Origin of the sequence: Catenovulum sp. SX2 (assembly GCF_052056295.1) — a bacterium.
Lineage (GTDB): Bacteria > Pseudomonadota > Gammaproteobacteria > Enterobacterales > Alteromonadaceae > Catenovulum.
This window is the reverse complement of sequence record NZ_CP182493.1, coordinates 271,510-288,375: the sequence shown is the minus strand read 5'-3', so window position 1 is coordinate 288,375 and position 16,866 is coordinate 271,510. Positions and strand designations below refer to the sequence as shown.

The 16,866-nt window shown below is 39.8% G+C and carries 10 protein-coding genes; 7 read left to right on the top strand and 3 right to left on the bottom strand.

Annotation, left to right across the window (positions count from 1 at the left end; all coding sequences use genetic code 11):
• Positions 1-5 precede the first annotated feature (5 nt).
• On the bottom strand, positions 6-584 hold the full coding sequence (locus ACMZOO_RS01250; RefSeq protein WP_440904909.1) for a hypothetical protein: 579 nt from the start codon (positions 582-584) through the stop codon (positions 6-8).
• Between the two features lie 104 nt (positions 585-688).
• Here ACMZOO_RS01250 and serB point away from each other — a divergent pair, with 104 nt between their 5' ends.
• The 6 genes from serB (at position 689) to ACMZOO_RS01220 (ending at position 10,399) form a co-directional block, all read left to right on the top strand.
• Positions 689-1,720: a phosphoserine phosphatase SerB gene (gene serB / locus ACMZOO_RS01245; RefSeq protein ID WP_440904908.1), complete on the top strand. Its 1,032-nt coding sequence runs from the start codon at positions 689-691 to the stop codon at positions 1,718-1,720.
• Between the two features lie 70 nt (positions 1,721-1,790).
• A complete protein-coding gene (locus tag ACMZOO_RS01240; RefSeq protein ID WP_440904907.1) occupies positions 1,791-6,620 on the top strand; it encodes an NAD-glutamate dehydrogenase in 4,830 nt (1,609 codons plus the stop codon).
• A 75-nt stretch (positions 6,621-6,695) separates the two neighbouring features.
• Entirely contained in the window at positions 6,696-7,706 is a 1,011-nt protein-coding gene (pyrD, locus tag ACMZOO_RS01235) for a quinone-dependent dihydroorotate dehydrogenase (RefSeq protein WP_440904905.1), read from the top strand.
• A gap of 53 nt (positions 7,707-7,759) precedes the next feature.
• Entirely contained in the window at positions 7,760-8,299 is a 540-nt protein-coding gene (locus ACMZOO_RS01230; protein WP_440904904.1) for a cell division protein ZapC domain-containing protein, read from the top strand.
• Between the two features lie 17 nt (positions 8,300-8,316).
• Complete coding sequence (locus ACMZOO_RS01225; RefSeq protein ID WP_440904903.1) at positions 8,317-9,072, top strand: Nif3-like dinuclear metal center hexameric protein; 756 nt, start codon at positions 8,317-8,319, stop codon at positions 9,070-9,072.
• A 13-nt stretch (positions 9,073-9,085) separates the two neighbouring features.
• A complete protein-coding gene (locus ACMZOO_RS01220) occupies positions 9,086-10,399 on the top strand; it encodes an RsmB/NOP family class I SAM-dependent RNA methyltransferase (protein ID WP_440904902.1) in 1,314 nt (437 codons plus the stop codon).
• A 19-nt stretch (positions 10,400-10,418) separates the two neighbouring features.
• Here ACMZOO_RS01220 and ACMZOO_RS01215 read toward each other — a convergent pair whose 3' ends face one another.
• Complete coding sequence (locus ACMZOO_RS01215; protein ID WP_440904901.1) at positions 10,419-11,750, bottom strand: dicarboxylate/amino acid:cation symporter; 1,332 nt, start codon at positions 11,748-11,750, stop codon at positions 10,419-10,421.
• A gap of 137 nt (positions 11,751-11,887) precedes the next feature.
• Here ACMZOO_RS01215 and ACMZOO_RS01210 point away from each other — a divergent pair, with 137 nt between their 5' ends.
• Positions 11,888-15,604, top strand: coding sequence for an Ig-like domain-containing protein (locus tag ACMZOO_RS01210; protein ID WP_440904900.1), 3,717 nt, complete (start codon positions 11,888-11,890; stop codon positions 15,602-15,604).
• Here ACMZOO_RS01210 and ACMZOO_RS01205 read toward each other — a convergent pair.
• Positions 15,601-16,776 carry an N-succinylarginine dihydrolase gene (locus tag ACMZOO_RS01205; protein ID WP_440904899.1) on the bottom strand — a complete coding sequence of 392 codons (1,176 nt, stop codon included), beginning with the start codon at positions 16,774-16,776 and terminating at the stop codon, positions 15,601-15,603. The two genes, ACMZOO_RS01210 and ACMZOO_RS01205, sit on opposite strands and share 4 nt — an antisense overlap.
• Positions 16,777-16,866 lie beyond the last annotated feature (90 nt).

Sequence of the window (16,866 nt, the reverse complement as noted above, 5' to 3'; positions counted from 1 at the left end):
AATCTTTACTCACTATTTTGCACAGTGCTTTTATAAAAAGTTCTACTAACAAATAAACCCGCAGCAGCAATTAAAAAGAACACCAAGCGGCTGTTTGAACTGTTGGATAATACTATCTCGTCATGCGCTTGCTGCATCTGACTTAAGTTTATTGATGCACGCAGATAACCAGCTATTTTATGCTGCTGTTTTAGTTCAATAACAATTGGTAAGAGTTTAATCCCATCAACTTCCAATACACCAGATTGCATTAAAATATCATCATTTGATTGGTCAAATATCATCCGGCCTTGAGTGTCGTGCAAACTAATATTGTGTAACCAAGCTGGTTTTTGCTCGAAGTTTAAAATTTGATTGGCACTGTCAGCCAAATTATCTAAATTGAGTTGGGCGGCAAAGGTTGTCGCATACGCATAACCCGTCTGATAATGTATCTGACGCATTTGTGCTCTTTGTTCTTGTTGATGCTGCACCCAGACAACAGATGCAATAACAATTAATGTTGCACCTAACATAGCTTGGATAATTTTGCGAGCTACCCAGCGTTTTGGGCTGGCAGTCGCTGCTGCATAACGTCTAGACACCAAATATCACTCGTTAACTGGTTTTTGTATATAGCTATAGGTTATATGAATCCAACGGATTATTCAGTACAATTAGCGATAAAATTTTTAAATAGAGTATAGGCGTGGAAAATTTTCAAACTTTTGCAGAGCCTGCTGCAAACCTAATGCTAAACAAAACTTTAATTCAGTCATTAAATATCGCTGCTAACCAGCAAGTGGTAATTGATCTAGCTGAGGTAAATAAATACCAAATACAAGCCTATGTTGGTCATCAAAATAAGGCTGAATTGATTGCTTTTGCCGACAACATTAATGCAATCCAAATTGAAGCTATCAGCCAGATAGTTGCAGAGCAAACTGCTTCTGCTCTGTTACGTGTAATTTCAGTGCATGACGGCGAACAAGGCATCGGCTTAGCATGGTCTTTATCTGCAGAAATTAGCGAACAACAAAAAGCCCAATTGGTAGATTTTGCGGCTGAGTCTAATATTGAGATTTGGTTTGCTGCACAGCGCCCACAAATTCAACAGCCTGGTTTAGTACTGATGGATATGGATTCAACCACAATTAAAATTGAATGTATTGATGAAATTGCCAAATTGGCAGGTGTTGGTGAAGAAGTGGCAAAAGTGACTGAATTAGCCATGCAAGGCAAATTAGATTTTGCTGAAAGTTTGCGTGGACGTGTTGCTACTTTAAAAAACTGTCCGGTAGACGTTTTAGATACTGTTGCCAATAACTTACCTTTAATGCATGGTTTATTGCGTTTAATCAAGGTGTTAAAACAAAACAATTGGAAAGTGGCTATTGCTTCTGGTGGTTTTACTTATTTTGCTGACAAACTTAAAAATGATTTAGGTTTAGATGCGGCAGTGGCAAACACGTTAAAAATTGCCGATGGTGTCTTGTTAGGTGAGGTTGACGGCCGCATTGTTGATGCACAAGTCAAAGCTGAAACTTTATTGTCGTTGGCTGAACAATTTTCTATCCCACATCAACAAACAATTGCTATGGGTGATGGTGCCAATGACTTAACTATGATGGCAGCTGCGGCGCTTGGTATTGCGTTTGAAGCTAAACCTATAGTTCAACAAAAAGCAGATGTTGCGATTAATAATCATGGTTTAGACGCACTTTTGTACTTAATTAGTTAAAAAAACTTTAATAATTCAAGCCGCTTAGCTAATCTTATCTAAAATAGAATAAGTCAAAGGCGGCTTTTTTATGTCGAATAAAAAACAATCAGTCTTATTAGACCAAGTAGAACAACTCATTCAAGCCAAAATTCCAGCAGAACAAGCCGATGTCGTGCGTACTTTTGCTCGGCTAATTTATCGTGATATAGCACCTGAAGATCTAATCAACCGTAATGACAGTGACTTATATGGTGCGGTTTTAAGTTTATGGCATACATTTAACGCCAATATGCAAACTGTACCCGGCATTCGAGTGTTTAATCCTGAATTATCCCAACATGGCTGGCAAAGCAATCATACAGTGGTTGAAATTGTCTCAGACGACCAGCCTTTTTTAGTTGGCTCAGTACGTATGGCCTTAAACCGTCTTGGCATAGCTGCACACTGGTTGTTATATCAAAGTATCAGTTTTGAAACGGATGACGCTGGTTTAGTGACATCAGTTGATACAAGTCAACAGGCGGCTGGTGATAATCGACGCACGGTATTTTTAATCGAAATTGATAGGCAGTCAGACAAACAACGTCTAGAAGTTATTGAGCAAAGTATTAGCGATGTGTTAACTCAAGTTAATTTAACCGTGTCTGATTGGCAAACAATGCAGGATAAATGTTTGCAAATTATCGACGAGTTAAAAAATCTCCCTAAACAAGTTGCTAAACATCAAATCGACGAAGCTAAGGCGTTTTTGTCTTGGATGGCTGATGGCAAATATACTTTCATGGGCTACCGCCAATACAAACTTGATGCGGTAAAAGGCGATCATAGTTTAGCTCGGCTCAATGACAGCAGTTTAGGTTTGATGAAAAACAGTAGTGGTAAGGATGTTCGTTTGTTATCACAGGTGCCAACTTCAGCCAAAACACAAGCACTTACACATGACTTAATGGTACTGACAAAAACAAACCGTAAATCCCAAGTGCACAGACCTGCCTACATGGATTATGTCGGAATTAAAATTTTTGATAAAAAAGGACAAGTCGCGGGTGAACATAGGTTTATTGGCTTATTTTCATCGGATTTTTACAACGACAGTGTTTTTGATATTCCGTTAATCAAAGACAAAGTCTGTCGAGTCATTGAAAATACCGGTTTTGCTAAAGGCACACATTCTTATAAAGCCATCCACAATATTTTGGAAACTTACCCTAGAGAAGAAATATTGCATGCGAAAGAGCAGGAAATTTCTAATATCGCGCTTGGCATTATGCAAATGCAAGAGCGAGGCATGTCTAGATTATTTGTTCGAAAAGATATCTACGGACGCTACTTTTCCTGCATGGCATTTGTGCCACGTGACAGATATACCACCCAACTTAGAAAGTCGACACAAAAGTTATTTCAAAATTATTTGTCGTCTAATCGAGAAGTTGAATTTAATACCTATTTATCTGAGTCGACCTTAGCGCGCACCCACTATATGGTTAGAGTCGCAAATAATAACTTTGATATTAACGAACACCAGTTGCAAACAAATATGATTGAATTAACTAAGTCTTGGGAAGATAAATTAGAACGCAGTTTATTGTCGCTATATGGCGAAGAAAAGGGCCGAGCACTAGCACGTAAATACGAACAGGCTTTTACCCGAAGTTACAAAGATAACGAATTACCCAATACAGCGTTAGTTGATATCGAAAAGCTAGAAAGTTTAAATCAGAACAATACGCTTGGAATGTTGTTATATCGACCGCAAGAAGATGCAGATGAAAAACATCTAGTCAGATTAAAACTATTCCATCGTGACAAGCCAATACATCTATCTGACGTATTGCCTATGTTGGAAAACTTTGGTTTGCGTGTGATAGATGAAAGGCCATATAAGGTGACTTGTTTAGACGGTCATGTAAATTGGATTTTAGACTTCGCTATGTCGACCAGTGATGACTATGAGTTGGATTTAGACACAAGTAGAGACAATTTCCAAAATGCCTTTACCAACGTCTGGTTTAATCAACTCGAAGATGATGGGTTTAACCGTTTAGTCCTGCAGGCGGAAATGTCGGGGCGGGAAGTTGCTATCTTACGTTGTTACGCTAAATATATGCGCCAGATAGGCAGTAGTTTTAGTCAGAGTTACATAGAAAATGCATTAGCAACTTACCCTGAATTGGCTGGTATGTTGGTTGATTTATTCCATTTACGCTTTAATCCTGAAAGCAACTTTAGCAAAGACGATCAGACAGCATTAACTATTAGAATCGAACAAGCATTGGAGGAGGTCGTCAATTTAGATGATGACAGAATTATCCGACGTTTTGTCGATATGATGATGGCAACCCTTAGAACAAACTATTATCAACAAGGTGAACTAGGGCTTAAGGATTACATTTCAATCAAATTGGTACCGAAAAAAATACCCGAGATCCCAAAACCTGTACCTGCCTATGAAATTTTTGTTTATTCACCAGATATTGAGGGTGTGCATTTACGTGGTGGTAAAGTTGCCCGCGGGGGGTTACGTTGGTCTGACAGACGCGAAGATTTTCGAACTGAGGTTCTGGGTTTAGTTAAAGCGCAGCAAGTAAAAAACACAGTTATAGTGCCGGTGGGTGCTAAAGGTGGTTTTGTATGCAAACGCAATATTAAACCAACCGACCGAGCCGCGTTTTTAGCAGAGGGTAAACGCTGCTATCAAATTTTTATTCGTGGTTTATTGGACATTACGGACAATATTCTGCAAAACGAGGTCATTCCACCAAAGTCTGTTTATCGTCATGATGAAGACGATCCATACTTAGTTGTGGCAGCTGATAAGGGCACAGCGACATTCTCAGATATCGCCAATGCTATTTCAGAAGAATATGGCTTCTGGCTTGGAGATGCATTTGCATCTGGTGGTAGTGTTGGATATGACCACAAAAAAATGGGCATAACAGCTAGAGGCGCTTGGGAGTCGGTTAAACGTCACTTTAGAGAGGTGGGTATAAATTGCCAAACCACAGATTTCACTTGTGTTGCTGTGGGTGATATGGCTGGCGATGTATTTGGCAACGGTATGTTGTTATCTGAACATACCCAACTGCAAGCAGCGTTTAACCATATGCATATTTTTATTGATCCAACACCAGATGCCAAAACAACCTACGCAGAACGTAAACGTTTGTTTGATGCAGTGCAGGGCTGGGGTGAATATGACACTAGTTTGATTTCAAAAGGTGGTGGCATTTTCTTACGCTCGGCCAAGTCAATAAAATTGAGCGCTGAGATGAAAAAAATGCTCGGAACCACAGCAGATGCTTTAGCACCAAATGAGTTGTTGCAATTAATTTTACAAATGCCAGCCGATTTGTTCTGGAACGGTGGCATAGGCACTTACATTAAAGCGAGTAACGAAACGCATGCAGATGTAGGGGACAGAGCAAATGATGCGGTACGGATAAACGGTAAGCAGGTTAAATTTAAAATTATTGGTGAAGGCGGAAATCTTGGCTGTACACAATTAGGTAGGATAGAAGCCGCCAAACGAGGTGTAAAAGTTGACACTGACTTTATCGACAATGTTGGTGGGGTTGATTGTTCTGATAAAGAAGTAAACATCAAAATTCTCCTCAATTCATTAGTGCAAAATGGTGAATTGACGCTGAAACAGCGCAACAAACTTTTGTACGATATGACAGATGATGTGGCGAAAATTGTTTTGAAAGACTGTTACCGCCAAACCCATTCTTTGTCTATTACTGAATACAAAATTAAATCTAGTTTAAAAGAGCAAATTCGTTTTTTACATGCATTAGAAAAAGAAGGTTATTTAGACAGAGAATTAGAGTTTTTACCCTCAGATGATGAATTAGCTGAGCGCCAGGCAGCAGGGCATGGGTTAACTCGGCCTGAGCTTTCTGTGTTAATTGCTTACGCTAAAATGGTGTTAAAACATAAACTCAATATTGGTGATATCACAGATAACAGTCATATCGGCAAACTATTGGTTAACTACTTTCCAAAAGCGCTGCAAAGCAAATATAAAGCTGCAATGCAAAATCATCCACTGCGCAGTGAAATTATTGCAACCGAAATTACCAATCAAATTGTCAATGATATGGGCATGAACTTTGTTCACCGTATGGGCGAAGAAACGGGTGCTCCTGTAGGTGAAATTGCTATTTGTTATACGGTTGCGCGCGAGATTTTTGGTTTGGGTGACATCTGGGCACAAATCGAAGCTTGGGATAATAAAGTATCGGCGCATATTCAATCCGATGTTTTATACCAACTGCGTCGAACAATCCGCCGAACAACACGTTGGTTTTTACGCCACCGCAATAAGAACATCGGCATAGAAAAAACCATAGAAAAATATCGTCCGGTATTTGTCGAACTCAGTGAAAACTTAGATAAATATTTAGTTGAGTCAGAACTTGAGTCTTTAGCCGCGTCAGCGAAAAAATTAACAGAAGCTGGTGTAGATGCTGATTTTGCGAAAAAAATATCCTATATCAGTACCTTATTTTCGGTCATGGATATTGCCGAAGTGGTGGAAGAAAGTGCGCGACCCGTCGAGTTGGTTGCAAGCGTTTATTACAAACTCGGTGCTCAAATGGACTTACACTGGTTCTTAGAGCAAATTAACAAACAGCCTGTAGCGAATCACTGGCAAGCCTTGGCGCGAGCGGCATACAGAGAAGAATTGGATTGGCAACAAAGGTCAATTTCTTCAGTGGTTTTACGTGGCTGCTCCGAACAATGCACAGCAGATGATATGCTTAATGATTGGAACGAACGATATGCTGATATTTTAGCGCGTTGGAAACATATGTTGGCTGATTTTAGAGCAACTCAAAGCCATGAATTTGCAAAATTTTCAGTTGTTTTGCGTGAATTGATGCTGTTGAGCCATCATTGCGATACAATGCAGTAAATTTTAGGACAGGGGTCTTAGCCAGGTTAAATTGGCTCAAAAGATCTCTGCTGTTATACGCCAGTAGAGGGCAGCATGTATCCGTTATTAAGATCATTTTTATTCACTCAAGACGCTGAGTGGTCGCACGATTTCACCATTAAAAATTTAAAAAAATTACAAGGCGGGCCTTTAAGCTGTTTATTTAGCCAAAACGTGCCGAATAAACCTGTAAACGTCTTTGGCATTGATTTTAAAAATCCAGTCGGCTTAGCCGCAGGTTTAGACAAAAACGGCGAATGTATCGATGCTTTTGCTGCTATGGGTTTTGGTTTTGTCGAAGTAGGTACAGTTACACCTAGACCTCAACCAGGCAACGACAAACCTAGATTATTCCGTTTGCCAGAAGCGCATGCCATTATCAATCGTATGGGGTTTAACAACAAAGGTGTAGATTACTTAGTTGAGCAAGTTAAACAAAGTAAATACGATGGTGTATTAGGCATTAACATAGGTAAAAATAAAGATACGCCGAATGAAGAAGGCAAAAATGATTACCTAATTTGTATGGATAAAGTTTACGAATATGCAACTTACATTACGGTAAATATTAGCTCACCAAATACACCAGGTTTACGCAATTTACAATACGGTGAAGCCTTGGATGATTTATTAAGTGCAATTAAAGAAAAACAAGCTTTACTGAATCAGCAATATGGGGCGTATCGTCCGGTATTAGTTAAAATTGCACCTGATATGGATGATAGCGAAATTGAGCAAGTAGCCACTAGCTTAATTCAAAATCAAATAGATGGCGTAATTGCAACAAATACCACGTTAGCGCGCGATAAAGTAAAACATTTACAACATGGTGAAGAAGCTGGTGGTTTAAGTGGTATGCCAGTACGTAACCAAAGCACTCATGTGGTCACTGAGTTGAAAAAACTACTAGATGGCAAAATGCCAATCGTCGGTGTTGGTGGTATTAGCAGTTCAGAGTCTGCCAATGAAAAACTTAAAGCAGGCGCTGATTTGCTGCAAGTTTATACAGGATTCATTTACCGTGGGCCTAATTTAGTAAAAGAAATCGTTCAAGGACTTGAATAAACGATAATTTTTTGACATCTTGAACGCAATCTAACCATAGGAATAAGGTTTTCATGCTCCAAGCAAAAGCAGACTGGTACTGGTTTTACGACCTAGAGTCTCATTCTTTGCGTTTAAACATGACAGAGTTTACCTTTGTAACAGCTTGCAAATCGAGCAAGCTGTTACCCCATGCTAAACAAACTCAATCGTTTAACGTAGCTGACAATCAAAAGTATTGTGAATATTACGCAATTGTTGAAGAGCAGTTGGCGGCATCGGAAGCAGCTTGTGTGCAAATTGCGCTAAATGCAGTGGCACAAACAAAATTTGTTCGCCCTGAACAACCAAAAAGTTGGTATTTTGTGCCTCAGCCAAAAGCCGCGAAACGCAGTTTATTCGATCAGGTTGTTGTATTGCAGACAGAGCATGCGAGTGCTGAATTTCTTGTACTGGAAGAAAATCAAGATTGTGCTAACTTAATGTTATTGTCGAAAGAATTACAGTTAGACGAAAGAAAAACCATGCAACAGTTTGAATGTGTAAAAGTACTCCAAGACAGAATTGCGCCTCTATCCAAACCTAATTTGTCTCGTGGCAAATTCCAAGCCTAAATATTTTCTAATTTATTATGCAAACTAAACTTTTAGAACAACTGTTGAATCAGTGGTTAACTCCGGAGCTGATTGCTGATTATTGTCCAAACGGCCTACAACTCGATAGCGACAAAACAATAAACAAGGTGGTGACTGGCGTAAGCGCAACTCAGGCATTAATTGACCGAGCGATTGAACAACAGGCAGATGCTGTGTTAGTCCACCATGGATATTTTTGGAAAAGCGAACCTGCACAAATAGTTGGTATGAAATTTCAAAGGCTAAAAAAACTGATAAATAATGAAATCAGTTTGTTTGCTTACCACTTGCCGTTAGATGTGCACCCAGAGTTTGGCAACAATGTTCAATTAGCTAAATTGTTTGAGTTAGAAGCAATTAATCCGGTAGAGGGTGTCAAACCCAAAGGCATCTTAATGCAAGCAGAAACAAAATCAGCAACTGCTTTAACTGACTTTGCTAACCTAGTCGAACGTAAATTAGCACGTAAACCTCTGGTCATTAGTGGCGGCGATTTTCTAATTAATAAAGTGGCTATTTGTACAGGTGGCGGGCAGTCTTTTATCGAACAAGCCTTAACTGCAGGTGTTGATTTATTCATTACAGGTGAAGTTAGTGAACAAACTGTGCATGTAGCAACAGAAATGGGTATTCATTTTATTGCTGCTGGCCATCATGCTACTGAACGATATGGTATTAAAGCTTTGGGTGAATATTTAGCTGCAAACACTGATATTCAAGTTGAATTTGTTGATATAGACAATCCCGCGTAAATTGAGAGATTGAATGAAACGTCGTTGTAAAAAGTCACCCCATCCGCAGTTATTGTTAACTATGGCTCGTAAAGCAATATGGGCAAGGTGGATAGAATTAGAAGAAATTAAACCTTTTGACCGATGGTTAAAATCTCAATTTAAACTAAGTGGTAACTTATCTCGTCATGACAAGTTATCCATAAGCAAAGAATTATTTTTAGCAGTAAAGTTTGCCCAAGCAGCGGATTATTTTGAAAGCTGTTTTATCGCAAATGAATTAGTTGATGTTGTCGAATGGGATAAAGCTTGGTCATTAACTTCGGCTAAGCACATCCAAAACAATGAGTTTTGGTTTTGGTTAACCTTGTTGCAAGGTGAAGAGCCTAAAGTGACCAATGGTGAAAACAAGCGCCTACAATGGTTTAAAAGCCAAACGGGTAAAATAAATTCTATCCTTGAATTATGGGCAGTTCGTTTTGGTATAAGGCCAAGCTGGTTACCTATGTTAACGCAAAGAGCAATTGCCAGCGGCTGGGACGATAGTCAGTTAAAACAATTTATTCAGCAACAAGCCGACACTTTACCTGTATATCTGCGCGCATCAGCGACAACAAACATTAGTCAGTTATACAAAGATTTAAATGCACAAGACATTTTAATTAGTAAAGATGGGGATGTGTTAAGTGTTGATGGTGGCGCCGACGTCACTCGCACTAGCCAATTTGCTTTAGGTCAGTTTGAATTACAAGATTTGGCGAGTCAGCAAATTGTTCAAGCCGTTGATGTTAAACCTGGGATGAAGGTATGGGATTGTTGCGCAGGAGCGGGTGGAAAAACCTTAGCGCTTGCAGATAGGTTAAACAATAAAGGCTCGGTCACTTCTACTGATATTCATAGTTATAAGCTAGATGAGCTTAAAAAGCGGGCGAAACGCGCTGAATATTTTAATATTCGCACTTTTGTTTGGAGTGGTGATAAAGCGTTAGATTTACCCAATGATGTGAAACGCCAAAATGGCTTTGATCGAGTGTTAATTGATGCACCATGTACCTCAGCGGGTACGTGGCGACGTAACCCTGATGCTAAATGGCGATTCTGTCAGCAAGACAGTGATGAGCAAATAGCCATTCAACAAAGTATCTTAACCAATGCGCAAGCGTCAGTGCGTAAAAACGGTAAACTAGTGTATGCAACCTGTAGTTGGCAAATAGCCGAAAACGAGGCGCAAGTCAGTTGGTTCTTACACAAATTTCCAGAGTTTAATTTAGAATCACAAAGCTTGTTGGGTGGAATCGAACAAGCTTCTGATACTATGTTTGTCGCGGTATTTAACCGCACCGCTTAAAAACTTATAGCAAAACGGTTTACACCGTTTTGCTATTGTTTTCTTCTATCAATTCCAGCTGTTTATCACTTGCGTTAAATGCAGACTCGTCGAGCTGCTGCTCTGATTTGGCGATTAAACAGGTTACTGCTGCATCGCCGGTTACGTTTACCGCAGTTCTTGTCATATCTAATAATCTATCTACACCTAAAATAAGTGCTATACCTTCTACAGGTAAACCAACTTGCTGAAATACCATAGCTAATAATATTAGGCCGACACCAGGTACACCAGCGGCTCCGACCGAGGCGAGGGTGGCGGTAATCAATACAGCAACATAATCGGCAAAAGATAAATCAATGCCATATACTTGGGCGATAAATACAGTGGCGACACCTTGCATTATCGCAGTGCCATCCATATTAACAGTTGCGCCTAACGGAATAGTAAAAGAAGCTACTGAATTATTTGCACCTAATTTTTTCGTCACTGTGTTTAAGGTGATAGGCATAGTTGCATTGCTGCTTGCTGTGCTAAAGGCAAACATAAGTGTATCTTTCATTTTTATTAAAAACGGCAGTGGGTTAAGTTTGCCAAGTAATATCATCAAACTCGGGTAAGTAATCAGTGCATGAACAAACAATACCAGTAGAACGGTAACAAAGTATTGTGCTAGTTGAGTAATCTCAGCAAGTTCCAAGTAAGTAAATAACTTGGCCATTAAACAAAAGACCCCGTATGGCGCTAAGCCCATTAAAATGGTAACCATACGCATAACCACTTTGTTCAAATCTTCAAACAAGCTAGCGATTCGTGCGCCTGCACTGCCCGATAACGCCATGGCGACACCGAACAAAAGGGAAAATACGATAATTTGCAACATATTGCCTTCAGCCATAGCATTGATAGGATTCGAAGGAAACATATCTATAACTACTTGTGCAAAGCTAGGTGCTTGTTTGGCTTGGTAATCTTGTGCTGGGGTTAAATTCATTCCTTCACCAGGCGAAATTATTAGCGCAATTGAAATAGCGAAGGTAATGGCTATAGCTGTGGTAAATAAATATAAACCAATTGATTTTGCACCTAATCGGCCGATTTTTGCCGAATCATTTAACGAGCAAACCCCACAAACTAAAGAAATAAATACCAGAGGCACAACCAGCATTTTTAAGCTGGTGATAAAAATGCTGCCGCCTACGTTAAATAGGCCTTCAACAAAGAATTCTTTCAGTGAAAGATTTAAAACGAATAGATTGATTAAAGTATCATCCGTTTCAGATACGCCTAAGCTAAACAACCGACCGACAATTACGCCTAACACCATGGCAATCAGAATATGCAGAGTTAGATTTTTATTTATGTTTTGCAAACTAGTCCCCTAAAATATTTGTCAATTTGTAAAATAGTTGGCTATTTTAACGCTCAATGATTGTTACTATCTAAACTTATGAGCTAATATTACCGAGATTACAACAATTTAAAACTTAAGACCATGGAGTGCAGAGAATGCTAAAGCAGTATCGCTACTGGTTCGTTTCTATTATGGCTATGATTATGGTGGCTTGTGGAGGCGGTGGCAATTTAGATAATGGTAATGGAGACTCAACCGAGGCAACCTACCAAATAAGTTTAACTGCGGTTGATTCTACAGGCGCGGCATCTAATCAAACCAGCCAAGACAATCCTCTGACAGTTACCGCTACATTAACTGCTGATGGTGCTGCAGCATCTGGGCAAATTATTAGTTTTTCTACCCAAAGTGGTGTACTTGTACCAGCAAGTGGTCAAGTTGTGACAAACTCAAGTGGTCAAGCTCAGGTTATTTTAAAACCGGGCAGTGAGCTTACAGCCGATTCACTCATTGCTCAGTTTAACAATGATGGACAAACAGTTAGCCAACAAATTAATTATACCAACCAAGGGGATGGCGAAGAGGTAACCGAAGATACCTATACCATTAGTGTTGACACCTATATTTGTAACACAGCTAGTTTTGATACAGTTGCAGAAGTCGAATCAAACTGTACTCAAGGTGCGATAGTTTCCAATGCGACCCCTCTATATTTTCTTGTAAGTGTTCTGCAAAACTCTAACCAAGCAGCAGTATCAAATAAATTAATACGTGCAACCGCCGGTACTGGTACTTTGTTGCCTGAAAACGGCAACGCCATTTTAAATAATGGCACAGCAATTTTTAAATTATTTAGTGATGGTACTCGTGGTTCGGATGAAATCAGTTTAACTTTCGAAGGGCAAACACAAACACAAGTTTATCAAATCAATACCAGTCAAGTGACACCTACTCATGGTTATGCATTGGCGCTGAGCTTAACTGACGTAAATGGTACGGCAATAGCTGAAAATGAAATATCTAAGGCCACCTCTGGCGTATTGCAGGTTACCCTTACATTAGATGGACAAGCAGTTACTGGCGAAATTGTTACAGTAAGCAGCAATGTCGGTGTATTAAAACCCGCATCTGGTAGCTTATTAACAGATAATAATGGCCAAGCTAAATTAGTTATTGGTGCAGGCAGCACACAAAGTTCAGGTACATTATCAGCGACTGCAACTATTACTAGCGGCACTCAACAAATAGATCTTGAAGAGTCGTTAAACTTTAAATCTGCTGGCGACGATATCGCGCAAGCACCATCAGATTATACTCTGGACATAAATTTATTTGCATCAGATGAAGTGACACCATTAACCAATGTAACTCGTGAAAATAAAGGTATTTTGGTAGCGACTTTAAGAGATAGTGCAGGTGATCCTGTTGAAAATGAAGTGGTTACTTTTACAACTACATTAGGTGGGTTATTTCCAGCTTTAGGCACAGCGCTGACTGATAATAATGGTCGTGCTAGCATTGAACTTGAAGCTGGTGAAGTCAAAGGTGCAGGTAGTGCAACTGTCACTTATTTAGACGCATCACAAAGTGTTGCTTTTACCTCAGCGGGTGATGCGAATGTCGCAGCCGAAGAACATGATATTACTATCAGTATTTTTGATTGTAATGGCGTTGATAATCCGGTTATTCCATTTACTAGCTGTGCTCAAAGTCCAAACGTATCTTTAACACGACCGGGCAAAGTATTAGTTAGAGTGAATCGCAAAGGAAGTAGTACAGACGTTGTTGCCAATAGCTTAATTACCGCAACTGTCGATGCTGGCTCTGTAAGCCCAACAAACGGTCGTGTGGTTACAAATTCGCAAGGTTATGCTGTATTAACTTTGTTAGCCGGTGATGATGATGGTGCAGGGCAAATTACCATTCAAACTTCAACTTCTACGCAAAGTGCTTTTTACACCATTAACACAGTAAATATCGCCATGGGTAACGGCTCAGAAGCGACATTTGAAGAAGGTGTGATTGCATCAGATTTAGCTGGTGGTTCATTGGCTGTTGGTAATACGACAGTATTAACCTTATCTATTGTTGATAAAGATAACAATAATGAGCTATACCAAGATCCTGTTACCGTAAGTTTAAGTTCTGCTTGTGCAAGCCAAGAACCCGCAAAAGCATTTATCGACCAAACAGTGACAGCGATAAATGGTATAGCAACAGCCATATATAGAGCGGACGGTTGCCAAGGCAAAGACAGTATTTTAGCTCAAGCAAGTGCCGGTACCAGTTCTTTAAGCGCAACTTTATCTATTGATATTGACCAAGCGCCTGCTTCGTATATCAAGTTTGTCAGTGCCGAAGTTGATGGTGATGCTGAAGCTAGAATTATTACTTATCCAGGCACAGGGCGAACTGAACAAGCGAACATAGTGTTTCAGGTTATTGATAGCAACGACAACCCATATGCTAACCAGACAGTAAACTTTTCTGTTACTGCTGAAGGCGCAGGGATTACTGTTACTCCTTCAACAGCAAAAACAAATAGCAATGGTGAAGTTACAGTAACGGTTCGAGCTGGTAAGTCACCGACACCCGTTCGTGTAATTGCCGAAGTAGTTGATAGTAACGGCGACTCACTTTCACCTAAAATTCAATCTACTTCTGACTTATTAAGTGTATCTTCAGGTTTACCAGACCAAAACAGTTTTACGCTCGCAGCAGAAACTTACAATATCGAGGGTTGGGATTTTATTGGTGATGAGACACCTATTTCTGTTTATCTATCTGATCACTTTAATAATCCTGTTCCAAACGGTACATCAATCAGCTTTGTGACGAGTCATGGGCAAATTCAACCTGAGTGCGTCACAGATAATGGGCGTTGCAATGTGCAATATACTGTTACTCAAGCTAAACCAGGTAAAGAAAATGTATCTCGTGTTGATGAAATTGCGCAAAACTTATCCAATGGTATGTGTGATGTGGGTAACGACGATGATCCGACTAATGACACTACAGCTGCGGATGGACTACCTTGTTATGGTATTTCCAATACGACGTCAGGAGCGTTAGGCCCGTTAAAATTAACCGGCTACAAAGCTGGGCGATTGTCCGTGTTGGCTTATGCTGTTGGTGAAGAAAGTTTTGTTGATGCAAACGGTAATGGCCAATTTGATGCTGGGGAATATTTTGGCGATATGAGTGAAGCTTTCATCGACTGGAATGAAGATAATCTTTATTGCGGTCGTTTAGCCGATGGTACAGCTGCTTCGGGAGCTGAACCTATTACTAACCCAGCCACAGCCGCGGCGGATTCAACACCTGATGGTGCTTGTTTACCAGGTGGTGATGATGAAGAATTTATTGATTTTGGTGGTGATCAACAAGGTAATTTAGACTTACCAAATCAACAGTTCGATGCAGCAGACGGTATTTACAACGGTATTTTATGCCAGTCGGACGATGGTAGCTGTAATCAAGACTTCATCCATGTACGCCGTGATATCACTATAGTATTGTCTGGTAGCACGCCTTACTTTAGGGTTATCGACTCAGCGACAGATGCAGATTTGACCGTGGCAGATTTGGTTAACAATACGAGTGTTAGTTTTATCGCTTACATTACGGATGAAAATAGTAATCCAATGCCATCGGGGACAACGGTAACTATTTCTACTGATAATGGAGTAGTGTCTGGTGTTAGTAGCCACACATTTGGTAATACAACAGATCCAAGACCGTCGGGCTTTAGCTTTACTTTGGGTCGAGAATCTAGTCCAAATAATAAATCCTCAGGCACAGCAACTATAACTGTGACAACACCAAAAGGATTCGCTACTTCTCGCTCTATCTCTGTAGTAGACGCAGGCTAAATTCTATAATCATCTAATTTAAGCGAAGCCAATTCGGCTTCGCTTAATACCACTCTTAAACGCAAACAGGCTGGGCCACCACCATTTGCCATACTTTCAGACAAATCTAGGTAATAAATCTGTTTAATCGGATTGTCTTCATTTAGTATTTTATTCAAAACAGCTTGCACTGCTTGATTCGCTTTACATTCGTACGGCGCTACTAAAGCCATATATTCGCCTTTTTTATCTTCTACGCTCACCAACTGCGAATTAAATAAATAACTGCTTACAGCTTGTTTTAGCGACAAATCTGATGCTTTTATCCCGATAGGGTAAAAAGTAGAAGCAGGGTATTTGCTTGAATATAAGTTTTTAAGGGTTTTTATTGTATCTTGTGTGTTTATAAAAGCTTGCTCATGAAACAGCAGCACGTTTTTATTTGCTACCGAAATAACATCGTTATGGAAAACACCGGCATTGATTGCTTTGGGGTTTTGCTGCACGAATAAAGTATCTTTTGGATTAAGTTTATGGTTACGCGCAATAGCTTCACTTGCTTGTAACGATTGGCGTGATGGAAATTGCAAGTGTTCTGACGAGTCTTGGTTAAATGAGTCATGCCCATAAACAAAAATGTTAATAGCGGAGTGTCCATAATCAGGGCAGATCCTTAAATGATTTGCCGAACCCTCATCATAAAACCATGGATGATTTGGCAAAGGGGCGTGATGAATAAAATATTCAGAATCAAATAGTCTAGTTAAGTTTTTTTGTGTTTGTTCAACTTCAATCAAACGATGAAAAAAATGGGCTAAATTTGCCGGGGTCACATGCACTTTAGCATCTAAGCTGTCACACGAAGGTGTTATTGTTGCGGCATTAGCTGCCCACATAGCAGAAGCTGAAAGTAAAGCGGATTTTAGTTTGCTCGGACAATTTTGTAGTTGTGCTTGAGTTAAACCAAGTGTTTTTAATACATTAGCATCAGGCCGTGTGACTAATGGCAGTTTGAACTGTTTAATCCCCAAAGAGGCGATTAAGCTAACTTTATGTTGCCATTGTTCTATAGCTCGGCTGTGGTTAGCTGCTAACCCTTGGTGTTGCGTAGAGGCAATATTACCCTTTGATAACCCAGCAAATTCATGGGTTGGTGCTATTTGTCCGTCAAAATTAACTTCGTAATATTTCATAGCTGCACCTTTTAAAATACAAAATAGCCACTATAGTTCGCATTATAGTTGAAAAAGCGAGCAATTAAGCTTGGATATAAAAAATGTTAA

Bases quoted from the DNA above. Each gene is read 5' to 3' on its own strand.
- ACMZOO_RS01205 (WP_440904899.1), bottom strand. From the start codon at position 16,776: ATGAAATATTACGAAGTTAATTTTGACGGACAAATAGCACCAACCCAT.
- ACMZOO_RS01240 (WP_440904907.1), top strand. From the start codon at position 1,791: ATGTCGAATAAAAAACAATCAGTCTTATTAGACCAAGTAGAACAACTC.
- ACMZOO_RS01220 (WP_440904902.1), top strand. From the start codon at position 9,086: ATGAAACGTCGTTGTAAAAAGTCACCCCATCCGCAGTTATTGTTAACT.
- ACMZOO_RS01225 (WP_440904903.1), top strand. From the start codon at position 8,317: ATGCAAACTAAACTTTTAGAACAACTGTTGAATCAGTGGTTAACTCCG.
- pyrD (WP_440904905.1), top strand. From the start codon at position 6,696: ATGTATCCGTTATTAAGATCATTTTTATTCACTCAAGACGCTGAGTGG.
- ACMZOO_RS01230 (WP_440904904.1), top strand. From the start codon at position 7,760: ATGCTCCAAGCAAAAGCAGACTGGTACTGGTTTTACGACCTAGAGTCT.
- ACMZOO_RS01210 (WP_440904900.1), top strand. From the start codon at position 11,888: ATGCTAAAGCAGTATCGCTACTGGTTCGTTTCTATTATGGCTATGATT.